This window comes from Polyangium jinanense (assembly GCF_028435265.1).
GTDB lineage: Bacteria > Myxococcota_A > Polyangia > Polyangiales > Polyangiaceae > Polyangium > Polyangium jinanense.
In genome coordinates, this window is sequence record NZ_JAGTJK010000045.1 from 42,571 (window position 1) to 65,427 (window position 22,857).

General features: G+C 66.9%; 20 protein-coding genes. 10 read left to right on the forward strand and 10 right to left on the reverse strand.

Annotation, left to right across the window (positions count from 1 at the left end; all coding sequences use genetic code 11):
- The first annotated feature begins 4 nt into the window (after window positions 1–4).
- Window positions 5–805, forward strand: coding sequence for a bifunctional hydroxymethylpyrimidine kinase/phosphomethylpyrimidine kinase (gene thiD / locus KEG38_RS42760; RefSeq protein WP_272426508.1), 801 nt, complete (start codon window positions 5–7; stop codon window positions 803–805).
- Here thiD and KEG38_RS42765 read toward each other — a convergent pair whose 3' ends face one another.
- The 4 genes from KEG38_RS42765 to KEG38_RS42780 form a co-directional block, all read right to left on the reverse strand.
- On the reverse strand, window positions 806–1,693 hold the full coding sequence (locus KEG38_RS42765) for a fibro-slime domain-containing protein (protein WP_272426509.1): 888 nt from the start codon (window positions 1,691–1,693) through the stop codon (window positions 806–808).
- Window positions 1,694–1,755: 62 nt separating this feature from the next.
- Entirely contained in the window at window positions 1,756–2,415 is a 660-nt protein-coding gene (gene msrA / locus KEG38_RS42770) for a peptide-methionine (S)-S-oxide reductase MsrA (RefSeq protein ID WP_272426510.1), read from the reverse strand.
- 61 nt (window positions 2,416–2,476) lie between these two features.
- Window positions 2,477–3,787, reverse strand: coding sequence for a serpin family protein (locus KEG38_RS42775; RefSeq protein ID WP_272426512.1), 1,311 nt, complete (start codon window positions 3,785–3,787; stop codon window positions 2,477–2,479).
- 120 nt (window positions 3,788–3,907) lie between these two features.
- On the reverse strand, window positions 3,908–5,785 hold the full coding sequence (locus KEG38_RS42780; protein ID WP_272426514.1) for an MATE family efflux transporter: 1,878 nt from the start codon (window positions 5,783–5,785) through the stop codon (window positions 3,908–3,910).
- Window positions 5,786–6,181: 396 nt separating this feature from the next.
- Here KEG38_RS42780 and KEG38_RS42785 point away from each other — a divergent pair, with 396 nt between their 5' ends.
- Window positions 6,182–7,435 (forward strand): hypothetical protein, encoded by a 1,254-nt coding sequence (locus tag KEG38_RS42785; protein WP_272426516.1) that lies wholly within the window; start codon window positions 6,182–6,184, stop codon window positions 7,433–7,435.
- 6 nt (window positions 7,436–7,441) lie between these two features.
- Here the strand turns inward: KEG38_RS42785 and KEG38_RS42790 are convergent, their stop codons facing one another.
- Both KEG38_RS42790 and KEG38_RS55825 read right to left on the reverse strand, forming a co-directional pair.
- Window positions 7,442–8,362, reverse strand: a complete 921-nt coding sequence (locus KEG38_RS42790; protein WP_272426518.1) for a transglutaminase-like domain-containing protein — start codon at window positions 8,360–8,362, stop codon at window positions 7,442–7,444.
- Entirely contained in the window at window positions 8,359–8,904 is a 546-nt protein-coding gene (locus KEG38_RS55825; protein ID WP_272426520.1) for a DUF350 domain-containing protein, read from the reverse strand. Before KEG38_RS55825 ends, KEG38_RS42790 begins: the two co-directional genes overlap by 4 nt.
- A 265-nt stretch (window positions 8,905–9,169) precedes the next feature.
- Between KEG38_RS55825 and KEG38_RS42800 the strand changes: the two genes are divergently transcribed.
- The 5 genes from KEG38_RS42800 to bcp all read left to right on the forward strand — a co-directional run bounded on the left by KEG38_RS42800 (window position 9,170) and on the right by bcp (window position 16,390).
- Window positions 9,170–11,236 carry a M3 family metallopeptidase gene (locus tag KEG38_RS42800; protein WP_272426521.1) on the forward strand — a complete coding sequence of 689 codons (2,067 nt, stop codon included), beginning with the start codon at window positions 9,170–9,172 and terminating at the stop codon, window positions 11,234–11,236.
- Window positions 11,236–12,123 (forward strand): Hsp33 family molecular chaperone HslO, encoded by an 888-nt coding sequence (locus tag KEG38_RS42805; protein WP_272426523.1) that lies wholly within the window; start codon window positions 11,236–11,238, stop codon window positions 12,121–12,123. The genes KEG38_RS42800 and KEG38_RS42805 overlap by 1 nt, the downstream gene beginning before the upstream one ends.
- A 149-nt stretch (window positions 12,124–12,272) precedes the next feature.
- The gene (locus KEG38_RS42810) at window positions 12,273–13,607 is read left to right on the forward strand and encodes an FAD-binding oxidoreductase (protein WP_272426525.1); all 1,335 of its coding nucleotides are present in this window, start codon (window positions 12,273–12,275) and stop codon (window positions 13,605–13,607) included.
- A gap of 51 nt (window positions 13,608–13,658) precedes the next feature.
- Window positions 13,659–15,671, forward strand: a complete 2,013-nt coding sequence (locus KEG38_RS42815; protein ID WP_272426526.1) for a hypothetical protein — start codon at window positions 13,659–13,661, stop codon at window positions 15,669–15,671.
- 65 nt (window positions 15,672–15,736) lie between these two features.
- A complete protein-coding gene (gene bcp, locus KEG38_RS42820; RefSeq protein ID WP_272426528.1) occupies window positions 15,737–16,390 on the forward strand; it encodes a thioredoxin-dependent thiol peroxidase in 654 nt (217 codons plus the stop codon).
- A gap of 8 nt (window positions 16,391–16,398) precedes the next feature.
- Here the strand turns inward: bcp and KEG38_RS42825 are convergent, their stop codons facing one another.
- Window positions 16,399–16,905 (reverse strand): hypothetical protein, encoded by a 507-nt coding sequence (locus KEG38_RS42825; protein ID WP_272426530.1) that lies wholly within the window; start codon window positions 16,903–16,905, stop codon window positions 16,399–16,401.
- A 483-nt stretch (window positions 16,906–17,388) separates the two neighbouring features.
- Here KEG38_RS42825 and KEG38_RS42830 point away from each other — a divergent pair, with 483 nt between their 5' ends.
- Both KEG38_RS42830 and KEG38_RS42835 read left to right on the forward strand, forming a co-directional pair.
- Window positions 17,389–18,174, forward strand: a complete 786-nt coding sequence (locus KEG38_RS42830) for a hypothetical protein (RefSeq protein WP_272426532.1) — start codon at window positions 17,389–17,391, stop codon at window positions 18,172–18,174.
- Between the two features lie 55 nt (window positions 18,175–18,229).
- Window positions 18,230–18,679 carry a hypothetical protein gene (locus KEG38_RS42835; RefSeq protein ID WP_272426534.1) on the forward strand — a complete coding sequence of 150 codons (450 nt, stop codon included), beginning with the start codon at window positions 18,230–18,232 and terminating at the stop codon, window positions 18,677–18,679.
- 9 nt (window positions 18,680–18,688) lie between these two features.
- Here the strand turns inward: KEG38_RS42835 and KEG38_RS42840 are convergent, their stop codons facing one another.
- The 3 genes from KEG38_RS42840 to KEG38_RS42850 all read right to left on the reverse strand — a co-directional run bounded on the left by KEG38_RS42840 (window position 18,689) and on the right by KEG38_RS42850 (window position 21,181).
- On the reverse strand, window positions 18,689–19,279 hold the full coding sequence (locus tag KEG38_RS42840) for a hypothetical protein (protein ID WP_272426536.1): 591 nt from the start codon (window positions 19,277–19,279) through the stop codon (window positions 18,689–18,691).
- A gap of 65 nt (window positions 19,280–19,344) precedes the next feature.
- Window positions 19,345–20,607: an amidohydrolase family protein gene (locus tag KEG38_RS42845; protein ID WP_272426537.1), complete on the reverse strand. Its 1,263-nt coding sequence runs from the start codon at window positions 20,605–20,607 to the stop codon at window positions 19,345–19,347.
- Between the two features lie 343 nt (window positions 20,608–20,950).
- Complete coding sequence (locus tag KEG38_RS42850) at window positions 20,951–21,181, reverse strand: hypothetical protein (RefSeq protein WP_272426538.1); 231 nt, start codon at window positions 21,179–21,181, stop codon at window positions 20,951–20,953.
- A gap of 427 nt (window positions 21,182–21,608) precedes the next feature.
- On the opposite strand from KEG38_RS42850, the gene KEG38_RS42855 reads away from it, so the two are divergent.
- A complete protein-coding gene (locus KEG38_RS42855; RefSeq protein ID WP_272426539.1) occupies window positions 21,609–22,835 on the forward strand; it encodes an esterase/lipase family protein in 1,227 nt (408 codons plus the stop codon).
- The last annotated feature ends 22 nt before the right edge of the window (window positions 22,836–22,857 follow it).

Below are 22,857 nucleotides of genomic sequence, written 5' to 3' on the forward strand. Positions count from 1 at the left end.
TTCGATGCAAGGGCGTGTGCTCATCGTGGCCGGCTCGGACTCGGGCGGCGGTGCGGGAATCCAGGCGGATCTGAAGGCCGTGACGGCGCTCGGCGCGTTCGGGGCGACCGCGATCACGGCGCTCACCGCGCAGAACACGCGCGGCGTCTTCGGGGTTTTTCCGGTCCCGCCCGCGTTCCTCGCGCAGCAGATGAGCCTCGTGCTGGAGGACATCGGCGCGGACGCGATCAAGACGGGCATGCTCCATTCGGCCGAGGTGATCGACGTCGTCGCCGACGTGCACGAGCGCCTCGCGAAGGACGTGCCGCTCGTCGTCGATCCGGTGATGGTGGCGAAAGGCGGCGCGCCGCTTCTGCTCCCGGAGGCGCGCGAAGCGCTCATCGGCCGGCTCCTGCCGCGCGCGGCGCTGATCACGCCGAACCTGCCGGAGGCGGAGGTTCTTTCAGGTCAAACGATCGACGGCGTCGCGGGGATGCGGCGCGTGGCCGAGGCGCTGCTCGCGCTCGGGCCGAAGGCGGTGCTCGTGAAGGGCGGGCACCTCGAAGGGCCGAAGGTCACGGACGTGCTCGTCACGGCCGCGGGGGAGCGGATCTTCGAGGACGATCGCATCGAGACCACCTCGACGCACGGGACAGGATGCACGCTGGCGTCGGCGATCGCCGCGGGGATCGCGCAGGGGCTCGGCGTGGAAGCGGCCATCGCGCGGGCGCGGCGATACATCCGGCTCGCGATCGCGCAGGCACCGGGGCTCGGACACGGGCACGGGCCCCTGAATCACGCGGTGACCGTCCGTCCGTTCGACTGACTATTCGGGGATCGGCGGCTCCGAGAAGCAGCCGATGGTCGTGTCGATCCGGAAGTTCGATTCGCTCGTGTGCCGCTCGGCGAAGAAGAAATCGAGCGGATAGGTCTTGCCCTTCTGGATCCCGAGCTCGGCCGCGCGCTCGTCGAGGTTCACCGTCGAGGTTTGCGCGCCGTGCACGCCGCCGAGGTCGATGACCTTCTTGCCGTTGATGAACGTGAAGAGGTCGTCGTCGCCCGTGAACGTGAAGATCTCGCCGCCCTCGTAGATGAACTGCGTCCGCAGCTCGAGCGTGAAATGGTAATTGTGGGTGTTGAACTCGTCGCCGAAACCCTGGCCGTCAATGGGGAAAAACGCCGAATTGTTGTACGTGTAGGTCCCGCCGCCCATGGCCGTGAGCGGGATCTCGACCGGGATCGCAATGTTCACGCCCGCGACGTCGTTGAACCACTGGTCGAAATTCTCCTTGCCCGTCGTCGTCGGCGTCGTGGGGTTGCCCGCGTAGACGGGTTTTCCGTCCGCCCCCAGCTCGTCCGTGACGATGCCCGGATCGTCGCCGAGGAAATCCTCGAAATCCGGGTGCGCGACCTGGAAATCGCGCACGGTGGCCTTGAGGATGGGATTGCAGGTCGGCCCGCCGCCGCCCGTGCCTCCGCCCGCGCCGCCGACACCCGAGGGAAAAAGCTCGCCGCCTTCCCCGCCCTGGCCCATGCCGCCCGCGCCGCCTGGACCTGAAGCGCCGCTGCCGCTCCCGCCGGCGCCCGACCCTCCGAGGCCGCCCGTGGCGCCGGTGCCGCTCTCCCCGCACGCGGTCGTCGCGCCGAAGAGGCCCATGATCGAAAGAACGAGCGCAAAGCGCCCGATCCGGTCCGCGTGTCGTGTCTTCGTCATGGAGGGGATGGTAACCGCGCTGCGCAGGCGGTGTCACGCCGGAGGACGCGCGGACGCCGTGCTCAACCTGCCGAAACGAGCCCCACCGGGCAGCTCACGCCGGTGCCGCCGATGCCGCAGTAACCGCCCGGGTTCTTCGCGAGGTACTGCTGGTGATAATCTTCAGCGTAATAGAACGTGGGCGCTTCGAGGATCTCCGTCGTGATGTCCCCGTGCCCCGCGGCCTTGAGCGCCTTCTGGTAGGCGACACGCGAGCGCTCGGCGGCCATCTTTTGCAGGAGGCCGAAGCAATAAATGCCCGAGCGATACTGCGTGCCGACGTCGTTGCCCTGGCGCATGCCCTGCGTCGGGTCGTGGTTCTCCCAGAAAACCGCGAGCAGCTCCTCGTACGAAACCTTCGCGGGCTCGAAGACGACGAGCACGACCTCGTTGTGGCCGGTGCGGCCGGTGCAAACCTCTTCGTAGGTGGGGTTCGGCGTGAACCCGGCGGCGTATCCGACGGCTGTCGAGTACACGCCCTTCGTTTGCCAGAACTTGCGCTCCGCGCCCCAGAAGCAGCCGAGCCCGAACATCGCCTGCTCGGTGCCCTCGGGGAACGGGGGCACGATCCGCGCGCCGTTCACGAAGTGCCGCTCGGGCACGTGCATCCGATCGCTCCGCCCGGGGAGCGCCTGCTCCTTCGTGGGCATCTGCAGCTTGTTCGGGTCGACCTTGAAGAACATGGGCGTATCTTGGTGCGGAAGGCTCCGCGCGGCAAGATACGCCCGTCCGTCAGGGATTCGATCAGCTCGGATCGGCCACGCGGCCGACGAAGAGCACGGACTTCGTCGCGATGTCGCGGATGAAGAACATGAAGGGCTTGTCGAACGTGATCGCCGCAGGCTGGGGCGCGCTCGTCTCGCCCACGATGACCGCGGTCGCCGCCGCGGCCTCGGTCCCCGCCTCGTTCACCGAGACGAACGACTGGTGAATCACGTCCGAGATGAAGAGCCCGCCCGTCCCATTGATGCCCGAGAGATCAGCGCCGTCCGTGAATGCGATGCCCATGCCGAGCGCCTTCAGCGGGTCGACCAGGCTGAACTTCGACTCGAACTTGAACTTCGGCAAACGCGTGTCGACGCTGTGCTCCGAGAGCCCGCCGACGACCTCGCTCAGCTTGGCCGCGTCGAGGCCGCCCTCGAACGCGTCGAGATCGTCCGGCAGGACGAGCACCATCGAGAGCTCGTCGCCGTCGTACGGCAGCTCGACGGCCGCGTAACCCGCGCCCTTCACGTACGGCGCCTCGACGTAGCCCTGCATCATGGGCACGGTGACCGACGCGCCGTCGCTCGTCGTGAACGAGGCGTTCTGCGTGTTCTCCTCCTCGAACGGCGTTCGCCAGGCCGCATTGAAGTACACGGCGTTCGTCAGCACGAGCCGCGTGCTCGAGTCGATGGAATCGGGCGAGAGGATGTCCTTGATCTTGCCCTCGGTCTTCTTCTCGACCCAGCCGTTGATCAGCGCGAGGGCCTGATCCGTACCCTCGACGAAATCGACGATGTTCATGCCGGCGCCGTAGTTCGTGCCGAGCACATCGAGGAACGCCGTCTCGAAGGGATAATTCACCTGGCCCCAGACCGCGTTCGCGATGTTGAGCCGGAAGCCCTGGCCGTCCGAGCCCTTCGCGTCCTTGCCGCGGCTCGCGAGCGCGAGGTCGAGCGCGTTGTACGCCGGATGGAGCTGCGCCTGCGGCAGGTTGAAGTGCAGCGCCTTCGCCATGTCCGTTTCGGTTTGTCCGCGCGCGCCGGCCCAGGTCATCGCGAGGGCGCTGGAGATCGAGTGCGGAGAATAGAAGAAGTTTCCGGGCTCGCTGCGGAGGGTCTTGTACATGTCGACCGCGAACGCCGTGTTGCCGTCGACGAGCGTGCCGAGATCGGCGCTGGGGACGTTCGGGTTCGTGATCCGCTGCGCGCCGGAGGTCACGACGCAGCCGGGAGTGCCCGGATCGTGGCAATCACCGGTGTTGTTTGCCCCCGGCGGCTCGGGCGGCGCGGACGAGCTGCAAGCGAGGGCGGAGAGGGAAAGAAGCAGGGAGAAAAGAGGGAGCGTTCGCATGTTGGGAGCCCAAAGCAATCGGCATGCCGCAGGGCTTTTTCCGCGCTTCCATGACGCACGCGCCGAAAGCGCGGCAGCCGTGTCGGAGAACGGCTCAGGCTGGCACGGAGTGGCGATGGCTCACGCTGCAATGGCGGCGCGCGGGACGTCCCCGCCGCCTGCGCCGAAACTCTGTTCGACCGCCCGCATCAAGGACGGAGACGGCGAGAGGGTGGCGAGCGCCTCGCGATCCGCGGCCGAGACCTCGCCACCGCGCTGGCCGATGCGCGCGAGGATCGTGGTGAGCTCGAGGAGCCACACCGCCTCGCGCGCGTCGGCGGCGCCGAAAAGATCGTGGCTGATCCAAGATGTGCCGTGCTGCGAACGATGATGGACGGCGCGGCCCTCGGTGAGGAGCTGATCGTGCACCGGGCCGGGCACGTGCAGATCGATGTGGCCATTGCGGTGTACGTGGCCGAGCTCGCGGCCCTTCAAGTAGAAGCCGATCGTATTGATGGGCCGAGCGCACGCGACCACGCCGTCGATGCCGTCGAGCGCGGCGAGCAACTCGTCGATCGCAGCCTCGCGCGCGCCCTCTAGGCCGACGATGCCCTCGGACGTGCGGGAGACGGCGGGGTTGTCTTTGGGACCGAGCGCCGCGCGCGCCCAGAGCACCGCGACGGCGGCGGACGTCACGGTGGCCGTGGCGAGCCCGACGAAGAGGCCACGCACGCCGGCGATCCGCGCTCCGAGCACGGCGAGCGGCAAAGCGAGAAAGAGGCCGCGCATCGCGGAGATCACGGTGGAGCGCACGGCCCTGTCGATCGCGTTGAACGTCGAGCTCGTGACGGCGACGATCCCCGTCGCGCCATACGCGAGCGGTAGGATCAGGAGGTAATCGTCGGCCATGCCGAGGACCTCGTCATCCGACGAGAACACGGACGCGAGCGGGCGGCGCAGGATCAGCATCGCGGTCCATACGACGGCGCCCCACGCGACGACGATACGTTGCGCGAGGCTGAGCGCCTGGGCCACGCGGTCCTCGCGATGCGCGCCCCAGTTCTGGCCAATGAACGGCGTGAGCGCCATCGAGAGCGCCATCGAGGGGATCACGAGCAGGCCGTCGAGGCGGCTGCCGAGCCCGTACGCGGCCACGGCGTCGCTGCCGTACCGCGCGATGAATCCGGTGACGAGCGCCGTCGAGATCGGCGTGAGCGCATTGGAGACGGCGGCCGGCAGGCCCACCGAGAGGATCTGCCGGAACGAAACGAAGAGCTCACGCGCGGTTGGCACGTGCAGATCGAGGAGCTCGAGCCGCGCGCCGAGCACCCATAACGAGATGCACATCGTCACCCCGCGCGCGAGCACGGAGGCGAGCGCGGCGCCGCGGAGACCAAGCGCGGGGATGGGGCCCGCGCCAAAGATGAGCAACGGATCGAGCGCGACGTTCATGACCGCGAAGACGGCCATGATCTTCGCCGGCGTCTTCGAATCCCCGGTCGCTTGCATTGCGCCGTTGCCGACCATCGGCACCACGAGGAAAACGACGCCGCCGAACCAGATGTTCATGTACGACGAGAGCAACGCGACGACTGGCTCGTCTGCGCCGAGCGCGCGAAAAAGATCGGCGCCGAAGAGCATCCCGAGCGCCGAGAGCACGGCGACGACGAGCAGCGCGAGCAGCATCGCGTGCGTGCAAAGCCTGCGCGCGGCGCCCGTGTCGCCGCCGCCCACGGCCCGCGAGATCGCCGCCGCGGAACCGACGTTGAGCCCGAAAGCGACGCTCATGACGAGCGCGATCACGGGGAACGCGAAGCTCATCACGGCGAGCTCGCGTGGCCCGAGGCGGCCCACGAAGAAAGTATCGGCGATGCCGGCCAGCATCATGAGCACGATGCTGAGGGTCATCGGCACGGCGAGGCGCACGAGCGCTTTCGGGATCGGGTCCGTGAGAAGGTTCGTCGGCGGAGGTTTGGGAGATACCAATGCGGGCCCCGTGTCTCGGAACCACGCTACCATGCGCGCCGCGCCGCCGTCACGAGAGGCGGAAATGATCGGCCCTGAAAAACATACAGCCCCGGGCTCCCCATGAGCCTCGGGGCCGGATCGCCGAGCGGGAAAAATCGCGATCGACCTCATGGAAGCCCGCCCCGCGCGTCCCGTCAACTCGATTTCGACGAATGCAATTCTTTTGGCCCATCATGCGCGTTCGGTTTATCGCCCCGGGCGGAGCGCGCCCGGACGCCCTTGGTCCTTCGCGCAGCGCGGCATGCATTCGTATGCATGTAATAGTTCTTGCCGGCTGCGTGTCGACATGGCGCCGAGGGTGGTCATTCCGGAGCGCAGGTCCTACCCGACGGAGCACGATACGAGCGTCGCGTGGGAAGGCCCGTCCCTGGTAAGGTGGGGGCTCCCATGAAAAAGGCCGAAATCGATGCCCTCGTGCTCGCTCATCGGGGAAGCGCCCGCGCCGTGGCCTTCTTGCACGTCCTCCGGCAAGCTTCGCTCACGCCGGACGATCACAGCTTCCTCGCCGAGCACGCGCACGAGCTCACGTCCGCAGATCTTCTTCGCTGGCGCGCGCGCACGGTGTCCGCGGATCGCACGCCCATCCTCGTCGCGCTCGCGAAGCTCTGCGAGGACAAACCCGCCGAGTTCGAGCACGAGGTGCTGAACGCGCCCGGGCTCTCCTTCGAGGATCGGGAATGGGAGACGCTCGCCAACCTCGTCCGCGGAAAGGTCCCGCCCGCGCTCGAGGCGCGTATCGAGCGCCGAGAAACCCGAGCGCCTGCGCCCGCCGCGGTCTTCGCGCCCTCTCCCCACGGTGAGGGGCTCCGGTCGGCCCACGAAGTGGGCCTTCCTCTGCCCCCCACACCCCCCGCGGACGAACCCGTCGATCTCGCGTCGATGTTCGACCTCGACGACGCGAGCGCGCCGGATGCTTCGGGCTCGAAAGAAGGGGACGGATCGTTCTTCGGCGGCGACTCGCTCGGCGATGAGCTCGGCCTTGATCTCGGTGGTGACGAAGGCGACCCGCTCTTCGCAGATCCGTTCGCGGGGCTCACCGTCGAGGACGCGTTCGAGAAGGTGAAAACCGGGACGAACGGCGACGAGCGCGCGATGCTGCTCGATTGGCTCGCCGCGCAGGGCGCCTCCGCCGAGCGGCTCATGAGCGCCGCGCTCGCCTCGCTGCATCAGGGGCCCGTGACCTCGCCCGTGGTCGCGTGGATCGGAAAGCGGCTCGCCTCGAAAGCGGACTGGGAGACGAACGGACACGGCCTCTTTCTGGCGCTCGTCCAGCGGCGCGCTTTCCCGGAGCTGCAGGAGCTCGTCGCGCAAGGCGCCGGGGATTCCCCGGAGCTCGCGGAAGCGCGGCTCGCGGCGTTCGGCCACGTGCTCATCGACGTCGCGGGCGACGCGATCAAAGAAAAGGACGAGGCGCGCGCGGCCGCGATGCTCGCCGCGCTGTCGGCGCAGGGCGCGACGGACGAGACACGCAAGAGGTTCGGCGCGTTGAAACAAGCTCTCCACGAGGCGAACGCCTCGGCGTATCTCGTGACGCTCGTCGACCTCGTGGTGCAGCATGCGCACACGCGCAGCGAAAACCCGACGGAAGGGATGATCGCGGCCGTGCACACGCTCTCGGACGTGCTCGGCTCGGGCTCGTAAGCCCGCTCAACGCTTCTTCGTGGACTTCGGCTTCGGCCCGTCCCCGGCTTTGCCCGTGGCGGCTTCGTTCTTCGGCGCCTTCTCCGGCGAACGGATTCGCACGGGCACGACGACCCAGTCGTTCGGTTTCAAGAGCTCCTTCGAGATCCATCCGACGGGCGCGTTCTTCGCGGTCGTCTCGACGAACGCGTACGCGCGGCCCTGGTAGCGGATCTTCTCGCCCTGCGCCGGCACGGCGACGCCGAGCATCGCGTGCCGGTGCGCATTCGAGTTCAGGAGCACGCTGTCGATGCCGATCGCGTCGAGCAGCATGTGCAAAAGGAGCGCCTTCGAATCGCAGTCGCCTTTTTTCGCCGAGGCCACGAGCGCCGGCGGCATGAGGCCGAAGGGACGATCTTTGGGGATCTCGTAAGGGATCGTCTGGACGAACGAGGCCAAGAGCTCGACGGCATCGAGCGGGCCGAGCTTCGCCTCCTGGATGCGCGCCTTGAAGCGCGCGGCGAGCGGATCGACGTCGGGTTTGCTGCGCTCCACGAGCGACTCGAAGATGCACTGCATGCTCGCGTCGCAGCCCGGCGGCGGGACCCATCGGAACGCGCCGTCGCCCGCGTCCTGGTATTTGAGGCGCTGCGCGAGCTCGCGGTGCGCCGCGTCGACGTCGCGCTGCTCGTCCGCGCCGAGCGCGTAGCCGGCGCGATAGACGGGCGGTTCGAGACGACGATCCCGCCACGCATACTTCGTCGCGCCGGATGCCTGCGTCTTTTCGGGATACACCGCGACGCCGAGATCGACGCCCGGCGTGTCCTCGGACGGCTCTTCATCGCCGCTTTGCGAAAGCAGCTCGCCGAGGTCTCCGAGGTTGCAACAGCAGCCCGCGACGAACACGCACGCGGCCGCGGCAAACGTGAGGACGGTTCGACCGTTCATGACGGCGCCATCACCTCGTCACGCGCGAGCTCGGGCAGCGGCAAGAGGCCGTCGAGGGCGGTCTCGAGGCCCGGCGCGGCCACGAGCGCGATCACCACCATCACCGCGCCGAGCACGAGCGCGGGCGCGAGGTTGCCCTTCCGGATCTCGGCGAGCTCGTCCACGCCGCGCGTGAGCCGGACGAAGAGGAACGTGCCCACGGCGAGCGCCAAAGCGCCCACGGCGAGCGAGAGCGCGACGTGCGCGAGGCCGTAAAACGCGAACTTGCTCAGCATCACCGGCGCGAGCTTCTGGCCGCGGTACATGAGGTCCATCGCGGCGAACGTCGCCGACACCGCGTGCTGCGCGAGGAGCCCGAGCGAGAGCAGGCCCGCGGCCGAGATGACGGCGACGGCCGCGTTGCCCTTCGCGAGCTCCTCGTCGATCTCGCCGAGGCGCAAGAGCCGCCCGAGCACGCGCGCTCCGAGCCACACACCCAGGGCGCCGACGAGGATGCCAAAGAGGACCTTGCCGATCCCGATCAGGAAGAGGGCGACGTTCACGGCGCGAGCGTAGCGGAATCAAAAGGCCCTCGAAACCGGCGAACGAGCGCGGGGCCCCTGGGCCGGACACCGCGGAAAACGCTGGAGTTTCGCTTCTTGTGTCCTCCGAGGGCTCGCTCTTTCGCGTCCCCCGGCTCACGAGGTGTTTCATGGCGAGCTCGTGCGGATGTGACGCACCAAGCGTTGCGCGAGCCGAGCGGGGATCGTACGTAGCAAGGACGAAGAAGTCCCAAGAGGAGGCGCGCGCGTCGCGAGAGCACCGAACATGCCCGAATCTCACGAAAATCCGCTGCTCGGCCTCGGCTACGAAATTCCCTTCGATCGCATACGCGGCGAGCACGTGCAGCCAGCCGTGAAAGCGCTCCTCGCCGACGCGAAGGCGCGACTCGACGCCCTCGCGGCGGACCCGGCCCCCCGCACGTACGACAGCACGATCACCGCGCTCGAACGGGTGACGGAGCCGCTCGATTTCGTGATGGGCGTGGTCGGACACCTGGAGTCCGTCGCGACGACGCCGGAGCTCCGCGCTGCGTACTCCGCGGTGCAACCTGAGGTGAGCGAGTTCTTCAGCGGCATCGCGCTCTCGGAGCCCGTGTGGAACGCGCTCAAGGCGTACGCCGCGACGGACGAGGCGAAGGCGCTCACGGGGACACGCAAGCGCCTCCTCGACAAGACGATCGCCGATTTCAAGCGCAGCGGCGCGGACCTCGATCCCGAGGGGAAGAAGCGGCTCGCGGAGATCGACGTGGAGCTCGCGCAGCTCACGCTTCGTTACGGGCAGAACGTGCTCGACTCGACGAACGCGTTCGAGCTCGTGATCGGCGAGCCCGAGAAGCTCGCGGGTCTGCCCGAGGGCGCGGTGCTCGCGGCGAAGGCGAGCGCGGAGGCGAAAGGCCTCTCGGGCCATCGCTTCACGATGCAGGCGCCGAGCTACCTGCCCGTGATGACGTACCTCGACGATCGCTCGATCCGCGAGCGCATGTACCGCGCCTACGCCACGCGCGCCACCGAGCCGCCCTGGGACAACCGGCTGCTCCTGCAGCGGATCCTCGTGCTGCGGCGCGAGAAGGCGCGCCTGCTCGGCTTCGACAGTTTTGCCGACCTCGTGCTCGAAGATCGCATGGCGAAGTCGGGGCACGCCGCGCGTACGTTCGTGCAGACGTTGCGTGAAAAGACGCAGGCGCACTTTGATCGCGAGAACGCCGAGCTCGAAGCGTTCCGCAAGGAGATCGAGGGCCCGGACGCGCCGCCGATCGAGCCGTGGGACGTCGCGTATTACGCCGAGAAGCTCCGCCGCGCGCGGTACGATTTCGACGAGGAGTCGCTCCGCCCCTATTTCTCCGCGGAGAGGGCGCTCGAAGGCGTCTTCGCGATCGCCTCGGCGCTCTACGGCGTGCGCATCGAGCCTTCGCCCGAGACGAAAGCGTGGCACGAGACGGTCTCGACGTACCGCATCGTGGAGCCGAAGGGGCACACGAGCGCGGTGTTCTACGTGGACCTCTGGCCACGCGAGTCGAAGCGCGACGGCGCATGGATGCAGGGCCTCGTGACGGGCGTCGCCGAGGCCCAGGCGCCGGCCTCGCACGTGGAGGTGCTCGCGGGCAACCTGACGCCGCCGATCGGCGATCGTCCCGCGCTGCTCAACCACCGCGAGGTCGAGACGCTCTTCCACGAGTTCGGCCACCTCATGCATCACGCGTCGAGCTGCGTGGAGGTGCGCACGCTGGCCGGGACGAACGTGGCGTGGGACTTCGTCGAGCTGCCCTCGCAGATCATGGAGAACTGGTGCTGGGAGAAGGAGGCGCTCGACCTCTTCGCGCGGCACCACGAGACGAACGAGCCGATCCCGGCGCCGCTGCTCGAGCGCATGCGGTCGGCGCGCACGTTCCGCGCGGCGAACGCGATGATGCGGCAGCTCGGCTTCGCCGAGGTCGATCTCGCGCTGCACGTGGACTGGGATCCAGCGCGTGACGGTGATCCCACCGCGTACGGTCGCGAGATCATCTCCCGCCACTCGCCCGCGAAGCTGCCCTCCGATCACGCGATGCTCGCCTCGTTCTCGCACCTCTTCTCGAGCCCGGTCGGGTATGCCGCGGGGTATTACTCGTACAAGTGGGCGGAGGTGCTCGACGCCGACGCGTTCTCGCGGTTCAAGCGCGAGGGGCTGTTCAGCCGGGAGGTCGGCGAGGCCTTCCGATCCGAGATCCTCGCCCGAGGCGACAGCGAGGATCCGATGGTCCTTTACCGGCGCTTCATGGGGCGCGAACCAACCCTGGAGGCGCTGCTCGAACGCGACGGCCTCATCGCGTCCGGGACGGCGGTGGCCGTTTGATGAGCGAACAGAACGTCACGAACAAGCGAAGCGACAAGGTCATCCGCGCCATGACGAACGATGGCGCGTTCCGGGTCATCACAGCGCTCACGACCGAGACGGTGCGCGGCGCGATCGCCTCGCAAGGAGCGAAGGGCGCGGTGGCGAGCCGCTTCGGCGAGCTCGTCACGGGCGCGATCCTGATCCGCGAGGCGATGAGCCCGAACCTGCGCGTGCAGAGCATCCTGAAGGGCGCGGGCGGCAAGGGCAGCATCGTGGCCGACGCGCACCCGGACGGCACGAGCCGCGGCCTCGTCGGCTTCAGCGGGGAGACGGGCGAGGACATGACGGGCGGCAAGGGCGCGCTGCTCAAGATGATGCGGACGTTGCCGAACGGCGCGCTGCATCAGGGCATCGTGGAGGTCTCGTTCGAGGGGCAGGACGGCGGGATCTCGGGGGCGCTCATGGCGTACATGCAGCACTCCGAGCAGATCGTCTCCACGATCGCGGTGACCACGCTGCTCCAAGGGGACGAGGTCGTCGCGGCGGGCGGCTACATCGTCGAGCTCTTGCCGGAGGTCGAGCGCGGGCCGCTCATGATCATGACGCAGAGGCTCGAAGACTTCCCGAAGCTCGACGACCTGCTCCGCAAAGGAGATCTCACGCCGAATGCGCTGATCGAGGATCTCCTTTATGGCATGCCGTACACGCTGCTCGCGGAATCCGATCTGCGTTATGCGTGCCATTGCAGTGAGCTTCGCGTCCTTTCCAGCCTCGCGACGCTCCCGCGCTCGGACATCGAGGAGCTGCTCCGCGACAACAAGGTCCTGGAGATCACCTGCGATTATTGCCGAAAAGAATACGGCATCCAACCGTCGCAGCTCAAAGCGCTCCTCATGGCGAGCTGAACAGGCTCGCTCGATCGTCCCCGCCAAATGATAAGCCCTCCCGCCCCGGCCACTGCCATTCCGGCCAGCACGGCGCCACTCATTCGCGTTTCGCCGGCTTGACCATTCTTTGTTCGGATGCCACGCCTCCCGGGTACGGGGGGCAACCAATGGATCTCTCTTCCCACGAGCGCGAGGTCACGCGCGTCGCCACCACCATTCGTGTTCAAGCTAGCCGGGGCGGGCCCGTCCGTATCGACAAGGGCGGCGTCTCCCATTTCGTCCCCGTCCCGGGCGATCCACGGGAGCACGCCACGCCCATCGACGCCTCGCGGCTCCGGCGCGTGCTCACCATCGATCCGGAGCGCCGCGTCTGCGTTGCCGAGCCCGGCGTCACGTTCGCCGAGCTCGTCCCGCGCACGCTCGAACATGGCCTCGTGCCTGCGGTCGTCCCCGAGCTCGAGGACATCACGCTTGGCGGCGCTGTCGCGGGCTGCTCGATCGAGTCGAGCTCGTACCGTTACGGCGGCTTCCATGATAGCTGCCTCGAATACGAGGTCATCTCGGGCGACGGCGAGATCGTCACCTGCTCGGCCGACAAAGAGCCGCTGCTCTTCGACATGATCCACGGCTCGTACGGCACGCTCGGCGTCCTCTCGCGCCTCACGTTCAAGCTCGTGCCGGCGAAACCGTTCGTCCGGATGGAATACCGCCGCTTTCACAGCTTCGACGCCTTCAATGCGGCCATGGTGGAGCGCTGCCGCGTGGGCGATTTCGAGTTCGTCGACGGCATCGTGCACGGACCGCGTACGTTCGTGCTCTGCCTCGGCACGTTCGTGGACGCGGCGCCGTTCACCTCGAACTATCGCTGGCTCGACGTCTATTACAAGAGCACCCTCGGACGGACGGAGGATTTCCTCACGACGGCCGATTATTTCTTCCGCTACGACGCCGAATGCCACTGGCTCAGCCGCACCGTGCCGGGGCTCGAGACGAAGCCCGTGCGCTGGCTCGTCGGCCGCCACGTGCTCGGCTCGCGCAACCTCATTCGCTGGTCGAAGCGGCTCGATCGCGTGCTCGGCCTGAAGTCGCGCCCCGACGTCGTCTGCGACGTCTTCGTGCCTCAGCGGAACTTCTCCGCGTTCTACCAGTGGTACGCGCGTGATTTCGATTTCTGGCCGCTCTGGGTCGTCCCCTACCGCATGCCGCGCCCCTACCCGTGGATCCGCGAATCACACGCGAAGTACAAGGACGAGCTCTGGATCGACTGCGCGGTCTACGGCAAGCCCAATGACGACCCGCTCGTCGACTGGTCCGAGGTGCTCGAGCAGAAGACGTACGAGCTTGGCGGCGTGAAGACTTTGATCTCGCGCAACCATTACACCGAGGAGCGATTCTGGGAGATCTACGACCGCGAGCGTTACGAGGCCGCGAAGCGGAGGCTCGACCCGCACGGCGTCTTCCCCGGCCTCTACGAGAAGTGCCATCGCGTCCGCAAAAGCTGACGCTCCGCTCCTCCGTCCGCCGTGATACGGTGGCGGGCGAAGGAGCTTGCCATGCTACCGTCTCGGACTCTTGCCGCTTGTCTCATAACATTTTCTGGTCTCGCCGCGCTCGGATGCTCGGACGGGACGGAGACGCCCGCGGGGACGTCGCCGCTCGCCGTCCCCGAGGGGTGTAATCCCATCGCATTCGAAAATGACTGCCTCCTGCCCTACCCGTCCGATTTCTACCTGAAGGACGACGCCTCCATGCCGAGCGGCAAGCGGGTCGTGATCCCCGAGGCCGCGCAGATGAAGGACAGGAACGAGAAGCCCTTCGATTTCACGGTGTCGCACCCGATCGACGGGTTCTCGGCGCACCAGCCGATCCTCGTGCATTTCAAGGATGGCGTGAGCACCGAGGGCGTCGTCTTTCACACGGACGAGCCCGAAAAGAGCCTCTCGCCCGAGAGCAAGGTGATCCTGCTCGACGCGGAGACGGGCAAACCCGTGCCGGTCTGGGCCGAGGTCGACATGAACACGCTCGAACCGTCGGAGCGGGCCTTCATCCTTCGGCCCTTCGTGCGGCTGGAAAACGACAAGCGATACATCGTCGCGCTCCAGGGGCTCGCGCCGGCGTCGGAGGCGGCCGCGGGCCCGCTGCTCGCGCCGCCCGAAGGGTTCAAGCGAATCCGAGACAAACGGGCCGACACCGATCCGGTGCTCGGGCCCATCGCGAGCCGCTACGAAAAGGAGGTTTTCCCCGCGCTCGTGGCCCATGGCGTCTCGCGGGAGACGCTCCAGCTCGCCTGGGATTTCACGACGAGCAGCGAGGAGGTGAACACGCGTGACCTTCTCACGATGCGGGACGATCTCATCGCCAAGCTCGAGGCGAAGCCGCCGGCCGTGAGCAATGTCGTCGTCAAGGAATATACGCAGGGAATGAACGAGGAGGCCGGCGAGAACGAGAACATCTGGCTGCGGATCGAGGGCACGATCAAGGTGCCGCTTTACATGGAGAGCGTCGAGCCGGGCGCGGCGATCCATCGGGACGCGAGCGGCAAGCCGGCGCAGAACGGCGACGCGGACGTGCCGTTCATCCTCCAGGTCCCGCATAGTCTGAAGCCCGCGGACGCGAACTTCGAGTCGGCGCGCATTCTCCAGTACGGGCACGGCTTCTTCGGGCTCGCCGAGGAGATCAATTACGGCTTCATGCGCGGCTACGAGAACGAGCGCAAGTACATCGCGGCCGCGGTCGATCTCTGGGGCATGGCCGAGCCGGACATCGAGATCGTGCTGCAAAAAGCCCTTTCCGAACCCGGCGCCGTCTTCAGCTTCGTCGACCGCATCCACCAGGGCATCATCAACTACATCGCCCTGAGTTATGCCTTGAAGGGCCCGATCGCCGCGCTGCCCGAGCTCCAGCAATTCGGCAAACCCCTCTACGACACGAACAAGCTCTTCTATTACGGGATCAGCCAGGGCTCGATCTTCGGCGTCACCATGCTGGCCCTGAACCCGATCCTCGATCGCGCGGCGCTCGGCGTCGGCGGCGGCCCGTACTCGCTCATGATGTCGCGCTCGGCGAGTTATCAGCAGCTCTACGGCATGCTCCAGAGCCAGATCCAGAACCCGCTCACCCTCACGAAGCTGATCGCCCTGAGCCAGGGCACCTGGGACCGCGTCGACCCCATGACCTACGCGCCGCACCTTTTGAAGGACACCTACCCGAACAGCCCCGCGAACCGGCACGTGCTCATGCAGATCGGGATCGGGGATCACTCGGTGAACAACCTCGCGAGCCACCTCGTCGCGCGCGCGACGGGCATTCCCCTGCTCGACCCCGCGCCGCGGCCGATCTGGGGCCTCGAGAGCACGACGGCGCCCGCGGACGACGCGCTCGTCGTGATCGACTTCAAGCTCGCGACCGAGCCCGGGATCGAATGCAGATTGCCCACGGAGGCCGAGAAGAACGACGTGCACGAGGACGTGCGGCGCAACGTGAAGGTCAAGGACCAGCTCGATCTGTTCTTCCAGCCGGACGGGCAGATCCAGAACACCTGCGACGGCGCCTGCGATCCTGAATAGCGGACCCATTGCGCCCGGCCTTCCTTTTGCGCTACGGTTCGTCCGCGCGCAAAGGAGGACCGGGCATGGCGACGTCATACAGGACGAAGGCGACCGCGACGAAGACCCCCACCACGAAGAAGAGCCCCGCGAAGAAGGCCGCGGCCGAGGCTCCGGCGAAGAAACAAGCGGCCGCGACCAAGAAGGCGGCTCCTGCGAAGAAGGCCGCCGCGCCGACGAAAAAGGCCGCGGCGGCCCCCGCTCCGGCCGCGCCGGCGGCGACGGGCAGCGGCGAGGCGGCCCCCACCTTCTCGCTGCTCTCGGACGCGGGGACGACGGTGTCGCTCTCCGATTTCGCCGGCAAGCGCGTGGTCCTTTATTTCTACCCGAAGGACGACACGCCCGGGTGCACGCGCGAGGCGTGCGCGTTCCAGGACAACCTCGCGACGCTGAAGAAGAAGGGCGCCGTGGTGCTCGGCGTGAGCCGCGACGGCGTGAATTCGCACGTGAAGTTCAAGGCGAAGTACAACCTCGGCTTCCCGCTGCTCGCCGACACGGACGGCGCCGTGCATCGCGCGTATGGGGCGTGGGGGACGAAGACGAATTACGGCAGGACGTTCGAAGGCGCGCTACGAACGACGGTGATCATCGATGAGCAGGGCCGGATCGCGAAGCGGTTCGCGAACGTGAAGGTCGACGGCCACGCCGATCAGGTGCTCGCGGCGCTCGCGGCGCTCTGAGCTTCCCTTCACGCCCCCTTCGGGGGCTCCTCGGTTCCGGTGGGCGGCTTCTGCTGGTTCTTGCGGCGGGTCGCGGCGCTCTTCTCGGCATACTGGGCGCGATACTGGAGCGTCGATTCGAAGGTCGCGAGCAGGCCGGGCTTGTTCTCTTCCTTCGCGGTATCGACGACGGCCTTGCCGATCCTGCTGATCAAGGCTTCGAGTTTGTCTTCATAATAGGCTTCGCTCTCCCGCAGGACCTCGGCGAGCTTGTCGGCCTCCGGGCGCTGGGCGCGGATCTCCCCGAGGATGTTCTTGATCTCGAGGATCTCGGCGTACCAATCCGCATGGATACGGGCCTCGCTTCCGTGCGCGGGTATCGCCGTGGCGAGGTCGGCGATGACGCCTTCGCAGCCCGGCTTCGAGCGCTTGAGCTTCGACATCTCGCCATGCTTGACGTCGACGAGTTTGTGCTTGAACGGCGACGCATCGACGACACCATTGCCCGTGTACTTGCCAACCGAATTCTCCGACATCGAATCCTCCTTGTGCAGGGGAGTGGCCCTGTATGCGCGTTCGACGGAGCGCGGGGATTCATCATCCGACGAGAGCACATTTTTCACGTCCGAGCGGACCGTGAACGAGGTCCAGGGACTCCGATCACGGGCTCGCCGGCTTCGATGTCGAAGGGGAGGACTCCGATCACGGGCTCGCCGGCTTCGATGTCGAAGGGTGAGGACTCCGATCACGGGCTCGCCGACTTCGATATCGAAGGGGGAGGACTCCGATCACGGGCTCGCCGGCTTCGATGTCGAAGGGGGAGGACTTCGATCTCAGACTCGCCGACCTCGATCACGGGCTCGCCGGCTTCGATATCGAAGGGGGAGGACTCCGATCACGAGCTCGCCGACTTCGATGTCGAAGGGGGAGGACTTCGATCTCGGGCTCGCAGACTTCGAAACAGCGCCTGGAGCTCGGCGATGCTGTCACACTTCGGGATGCCCGGACGATGTGCGGGCGTGCGAAACCTGTTCCCTGTCCTGTCCATCCTCCTCGCCGCTTGCGGCGCCGCGCCGCCCGTGGTCCCCCTCGCGGCCCCGGTCGAGCCATCGGCCCCGGAGGCCCGCCCACGCGCCGCCGTTCGTCCGCGGGGTTGTCTTGGCGCCGGTTCCCCCGTGGCCTCGCCCGTATCCGCCGAAGCCGCGCGACAACGAGCCGCGACAGCCGCGCATGCGCCGGACCGCTGGGGCAAAGGCTACCGGGCGCTCGAGCCGCCGCCGGGTTTCCGCGTCGTCCCTGTATCGAAAGACGCAGCCAGCGCCGCCGCGGACGACGAGATCGAGACGACCGTCGCGCCCGCCGACCTCGTGACGAGATTCGAATACGAGGGCGACATGGGGCTCTTGGTCGTCGTCCAGGTGTTCGACCACCCGGCCACGCGGCCAGAGGGGCACAGTCTGTTTCGTCACGCGGTCATATCGTACGACACGAACGGCGAGGACGTCACCGACGAGATGGAAGACGACAGCTTCAAGAACTGGTTCGACCACCTCGCCGAGCTTCGCGACGAGGAGGGCCGGCACATCGTGGAATGGTCTTACCGCGAGAAGGGCTGCGAGCGCGCCGAGCTTTACGAGCGATTCATCGAGGACGGGGACCATCTCTGGCACATCGCGATCGAAGTCATGCCCAGGGCGCCCGAGGAAGACATGCTCCTCTGGATGGCCCTGCTCTTCGACGCGCCCCTCGCGAGCCCCGCCGCCCCCGATCGCCGCGGCATCATCGAAAACGAAAATACGCGCTGACGAAGAAGAATGCGGAGCCGAGCGCGCGCCCTCGGCTTCTCCGGACGACGAAGGAATGGAAGATCCGCGACCGCCGCGGTACGCTCGGCTCGTGTACGAGGTGAAGAATCAGGTCGGCAAGCTCGTCGAGATCCGGCTCTGGTCGCCGGTCAGCGCGGCGGAAGCAGTCGCGTGGGCCCGCGACCACGACAGCGTGGTGGCCGCCGTCGGCGGACCGTACGTGTGCCTGGTCGATCTCTTCGACGCCAAGGTGTTCCCGCAGGACGCCGTCGACGCCTACACGGCGGTGATGCAGGCCGAGCCCCACCTGAAGCGCACGGGCACCTTGCTCTCGCCTTCGCCGACGTCGGCGCTCCAGGTGCGCCGGATGCTGCGCGAGACCGACAACCCCGTGCGGCGCGCGTTCACCGAGGTGCAGCCGCTCCTCGACTGGCTCGATCCCGTCCTCACCCCGCTCGAACGGGCGCGCCTGCGCGAGGCGCTCGCGGAGCGCGGCCGCGTCTAGAAGCCGTGCTCAGTCGGAGCAGTGGAGGCGCGGCTCCAGGCGGCCGTAATAGTTGAAGCCCCAGTTGCTGTCCCAGTTGCCATGCGATTCGGCCGCGACCTGGATGTCCCACGCGTTCTGCGCGCCGTACTCGTTGAACGCCCAGTAGAACAGGTGCTCCTCGGTGGGCGACATGTCGCCACAGACCCATTGCCCGCTCGAATAGGGCGGGAATGTGAGCCCGTCGCAGACCGAATACCCCCCGTAGCCGCCATTGCTGCACCAGACGCAATTGCGCGGGCCCGAATCGAGCACCACGTAGGCGTCGTCGTTCGTCCCGGCGCTCGCAGGCAGGAACGCATCGTTATCGTTGAGCTGCACGTAGATGTTGATCTCGTCGTCCGGGTACATGTCGCGGAGGTATCCGCGATATGCAATCGTGAGCAGGGCGTGGGCATCATAGAGATCCACGCTGTTCCGGATGATCTCGAAGGGTCCGGTGGAAACGGTGTCCACGATGCCACACGTCGGATAGCTGGGCGGATACATCGAGGCGTCGGCCTCACGGGTCGAAAGGCCCAGCGCGAGCGGGAGAGCGAGCAGGAAGAATTTGGCTTTCATGAGGAGATCCGGCCTATCGAACAACACGACCGGCGTCAAGGGCTCCCGTATTGCGGCGGGCCTCGTCAGAACTCCGCGACCCGCCCGCCCATCATCACCTTGCGGACCCCGTTGATGACGACGTTGATGTCCGCCAGAGGGTCGCCTTCGACTGCGATGATGTCGGCGTAATAGCCCACCGCGACCTTTCCGATCTCGTTTTGCACGCCGATGCTCTCGGCTCCATGAATGGTGGCGGCGCGAATCGCCTCGAGCGGGGTCATCCCGGCCTGCACGAACCAGGCGAGCTCCTGCGTATTTTGACCGAATCCGGTGAACACGGCGTCCGAGCCCATCGCGATCTTCACGCCCATCAGGTGCGCCTGGGCTGCGCTGGCGAGGTTGTCGCGGATATACGCGTCGAACTTCGCCTCCAGATCGGGGGCGTAGCCGAAGAACGCGAGGTTATCCTTGTAATACCGGTTGTGATCGATGGTCGGCACGTAGATCGTCCCCTTGTCGATCATGATGCCGCAGTCCACCGCGTCGAGGCCCTCCGGGTGCTCGATCGAGTCTGGGCCGGCCATAATGGCGAGCCTGGCCGTGTCCTCGTGGTACGCGTGGATCGCGATGGGCAAACCCTCCTGGTGGGACGTGTCGACCAGCACCTGGAGCTCGTCGAACGTGAACGTCGGCAAGCAGTCGAGCGTCTTGTCGCTGCACCCGTCGGCCCATACTTTCACGAGATCGGCGCCGCGCAGCACCTGGAGCTGCACCCAGCCCTTCAATTGCTCGCGGGTGAACGCGCCCGGATGCTTGTGATTGGAGATCCCGCCGATGGAGTTATACATCCGCGGTCCCGGCGTCTTGCCGGACCTGATCTCGGCGCGCAGGGGGTTCAGGATGAAGTCGCTGCCGCCCTTGTCGATCGCGGTGGTGACGCCGGTCCTGAGCGTCGCCAGCGCGGCGCCGCGGGCAAGGTCCAGGAGCTTGTAGGGGTCGTTGTTCATCAGCCAGGGGGCACGGGTCCAGGGGAGCGTGCCCGGCTCCTTGTCCGTCTGGTAGGTGAAGTGGACATGGGCATCGACGAGCCCGGGGAGCCCGGTGTACGCCGTCCAATCGATGACGCTGGCCCCGCACGGAATCTGCTTTTCATCCGCGCCGACGTAGCTGATCCGATCCTCGTGGATCACGACGATCGCCTTGTCGATGACCGCGCCGTCGGGATTGACGAGCTTGCCCAGCCGAACGGCTTTGTCGTCGCTCGTGCATTCCCCGCTGCTCGTGCCGCCGGGGGGGTTCTGCTTTTCCGGGCCGCAATGGACAGTCGTGAGGATGACGAAGGCCAACGAAGCTCTTCGAAAAGCTGTTCTCCACATGGGAAAGCTCCTGATTCTGTCGGAATCGCCCCTCGAAGTGGCCTGTTCGTGTGGCCGCATGTCGAATCGCCCCCCGAAGTGGCCTGTGTATGTGGAAGGACACGGGGGCGTCAAGGAGAATGGATGGGAGAGGCTGTCTTCCACGCGCCTCCAGCGCCCACGCCGACCACGGCCAAGCGCGGCGGAACGGTGGATGGACGCTGGGGCAAGGGGAGTGCTCGTGGATGAATTCGAGCGAGCGCGCGTCGCTCGTTATGGTGTGGCAGCTCGTGCGTACGCGCTCGAGAAGAGCTCGACGAAGCTCCCGCCACCGCTACCGGGGTTCACACGCGACGTCGTCATCGACCCACTTGATGAAGATCAGCGAGTCGTTGTGGGTGGCACCGGCCGCGCTGTCCGCCCGGAAGCGCATGTCGTCGCGGTCCGCAGCCGCGCGGCAGTCTTGCGTGCCGTTGCTGTGCATGATCCAGACCGCGGAGCCATTGTCGAACTCCCGGAGCAGCAAGGCCCGTACCAATCCGGCCAATAGCCTTCCGGGCTTCATGAGGCCGGCAGACAAGAGGGCGCCCAGCGCAAGCTGTCACGGACACGCAACAACTGTCACGCTGCTATGACAGCGCCCGTAACGTCGTCATGACAGGTACGGCGAGGCGACAGAAACGAGCGCACACCGCGCGAAGAAGGGCCCCTATCACCGAGATCGTACGGGCGGTGCCCCTCTGGGCCGCTGCCAGGTGTGGCGGAGCACGGGTCCCATGGCTTTCGAGCCACGCCGGAGGTCGCCTGCGCACTCCAGCGGTTCGTCGCTCGCGCTCCCGACATACGAGGGCACTGTCCACCTCGAGCCGCCAGGATTCGACGAACCGTCGAAGAGCTCGATGGCCCTGGGGCTTGCGGACGGTCTCGCTCCACGTACCTTGGAATGGGTGTTTCGTGAACCGCGCCGACCTGACGGCCCAGAGGTGCCTGTCATGGAGTGCCAAAGAAGCCATATCGTCCTCGTGCCCGGGTTCGGCGGCTTCGACGTGCTCGGCTCGCTGCGGTATTACCACGGCGTCACCGACGTGCTCCGCGCAGCTGGGCTCGTCGTGCACTACTTTCCCAACCTGCCCTTGGCCAGCGTCGACACCCGGGCGAACGCGCTCAGGGATTGGCTCATCGAGCTGCGATTGCGGGGCATCATCGACGACGGGGACGATTTGCACCTCGTCGGCCATTCGACCGGAGGGCTGGACCTCCGCATGCTGCTCCGCGACCTTGCCGCGGATCTGCGCGGCGATGGGCCACGTCGTGACCTCCTCGGCGCCGTCAAGACGGCGCAGTTCCTGTCGACGCCCCATTGCGGGACCAACCTCGCCTTCTGGACGAACGGCTGGCTTACGAGGTTCCTCTTTGCCCACGCCATCCTGGGCACCTCCTATGGTACGACACGCGCGCTGGGGGAACAGGGGCTCGGTCGTTATGGTCAGCTCCTCCGGCGCGTCCTCCGGAGCGACGAGGAGCCCGACTGGATCGACGCCATCGTCGACACCATGGCGCTCTGCTACCCCTGCGACGAGCCCATCAAGCAGGCCCGGGCGCGCGCTTCGTACTTCGATTTGCTCAAATGGCTACGCAACGCGATGCGCGACCAATCCGTCATCGGCGATCTCGATCCCGAGCCCGGCAAGGTCGCGTCCACGAGCCCGGCGCAATGGGAAGGCCGGTCGGAGGCAAAGGAAGAGCAGGACCTCTTCGCCGAACGTGGGATCCGGGTCCGTTCCATCGTGACCGTCGCACCCCCGCCGCGGGGGAAATGGCCGCGGAACGTGTACGAGCTTTGTTATACCCTGACGGCCCTCGAGGGTTCGACCCGGATCGCGAGCCGCGCCTCCGTTCGCATCCCGAAGCTTTTCGAGCCGAACAGGACGGTGCTGCTGAAGCCCTCCGACAATGACGGGATCGTGAACAGCATCTCCATGATCTGGCCGTACGAGGAAGCAAGCTTCGCCGTGGAGGGAGATCACGGAGACGTCATGGGGCATTTCCGCAGCCCCTCCGCGGACGAGCGTATGCACGAGCGCGAGGACGATCGCGCATACGACCTCTTTCAATCCGGCTCATGCTTCGATGAGGCGTCGTTCCACAGGCTCTGGAATGGGATCGCCACCTTCGCGCGGGAGTGCGGCGCCGGCGGCGCTGCCTTGCGCGCTGCATAGGCGAGCGCGCGCCCGCTCTTCT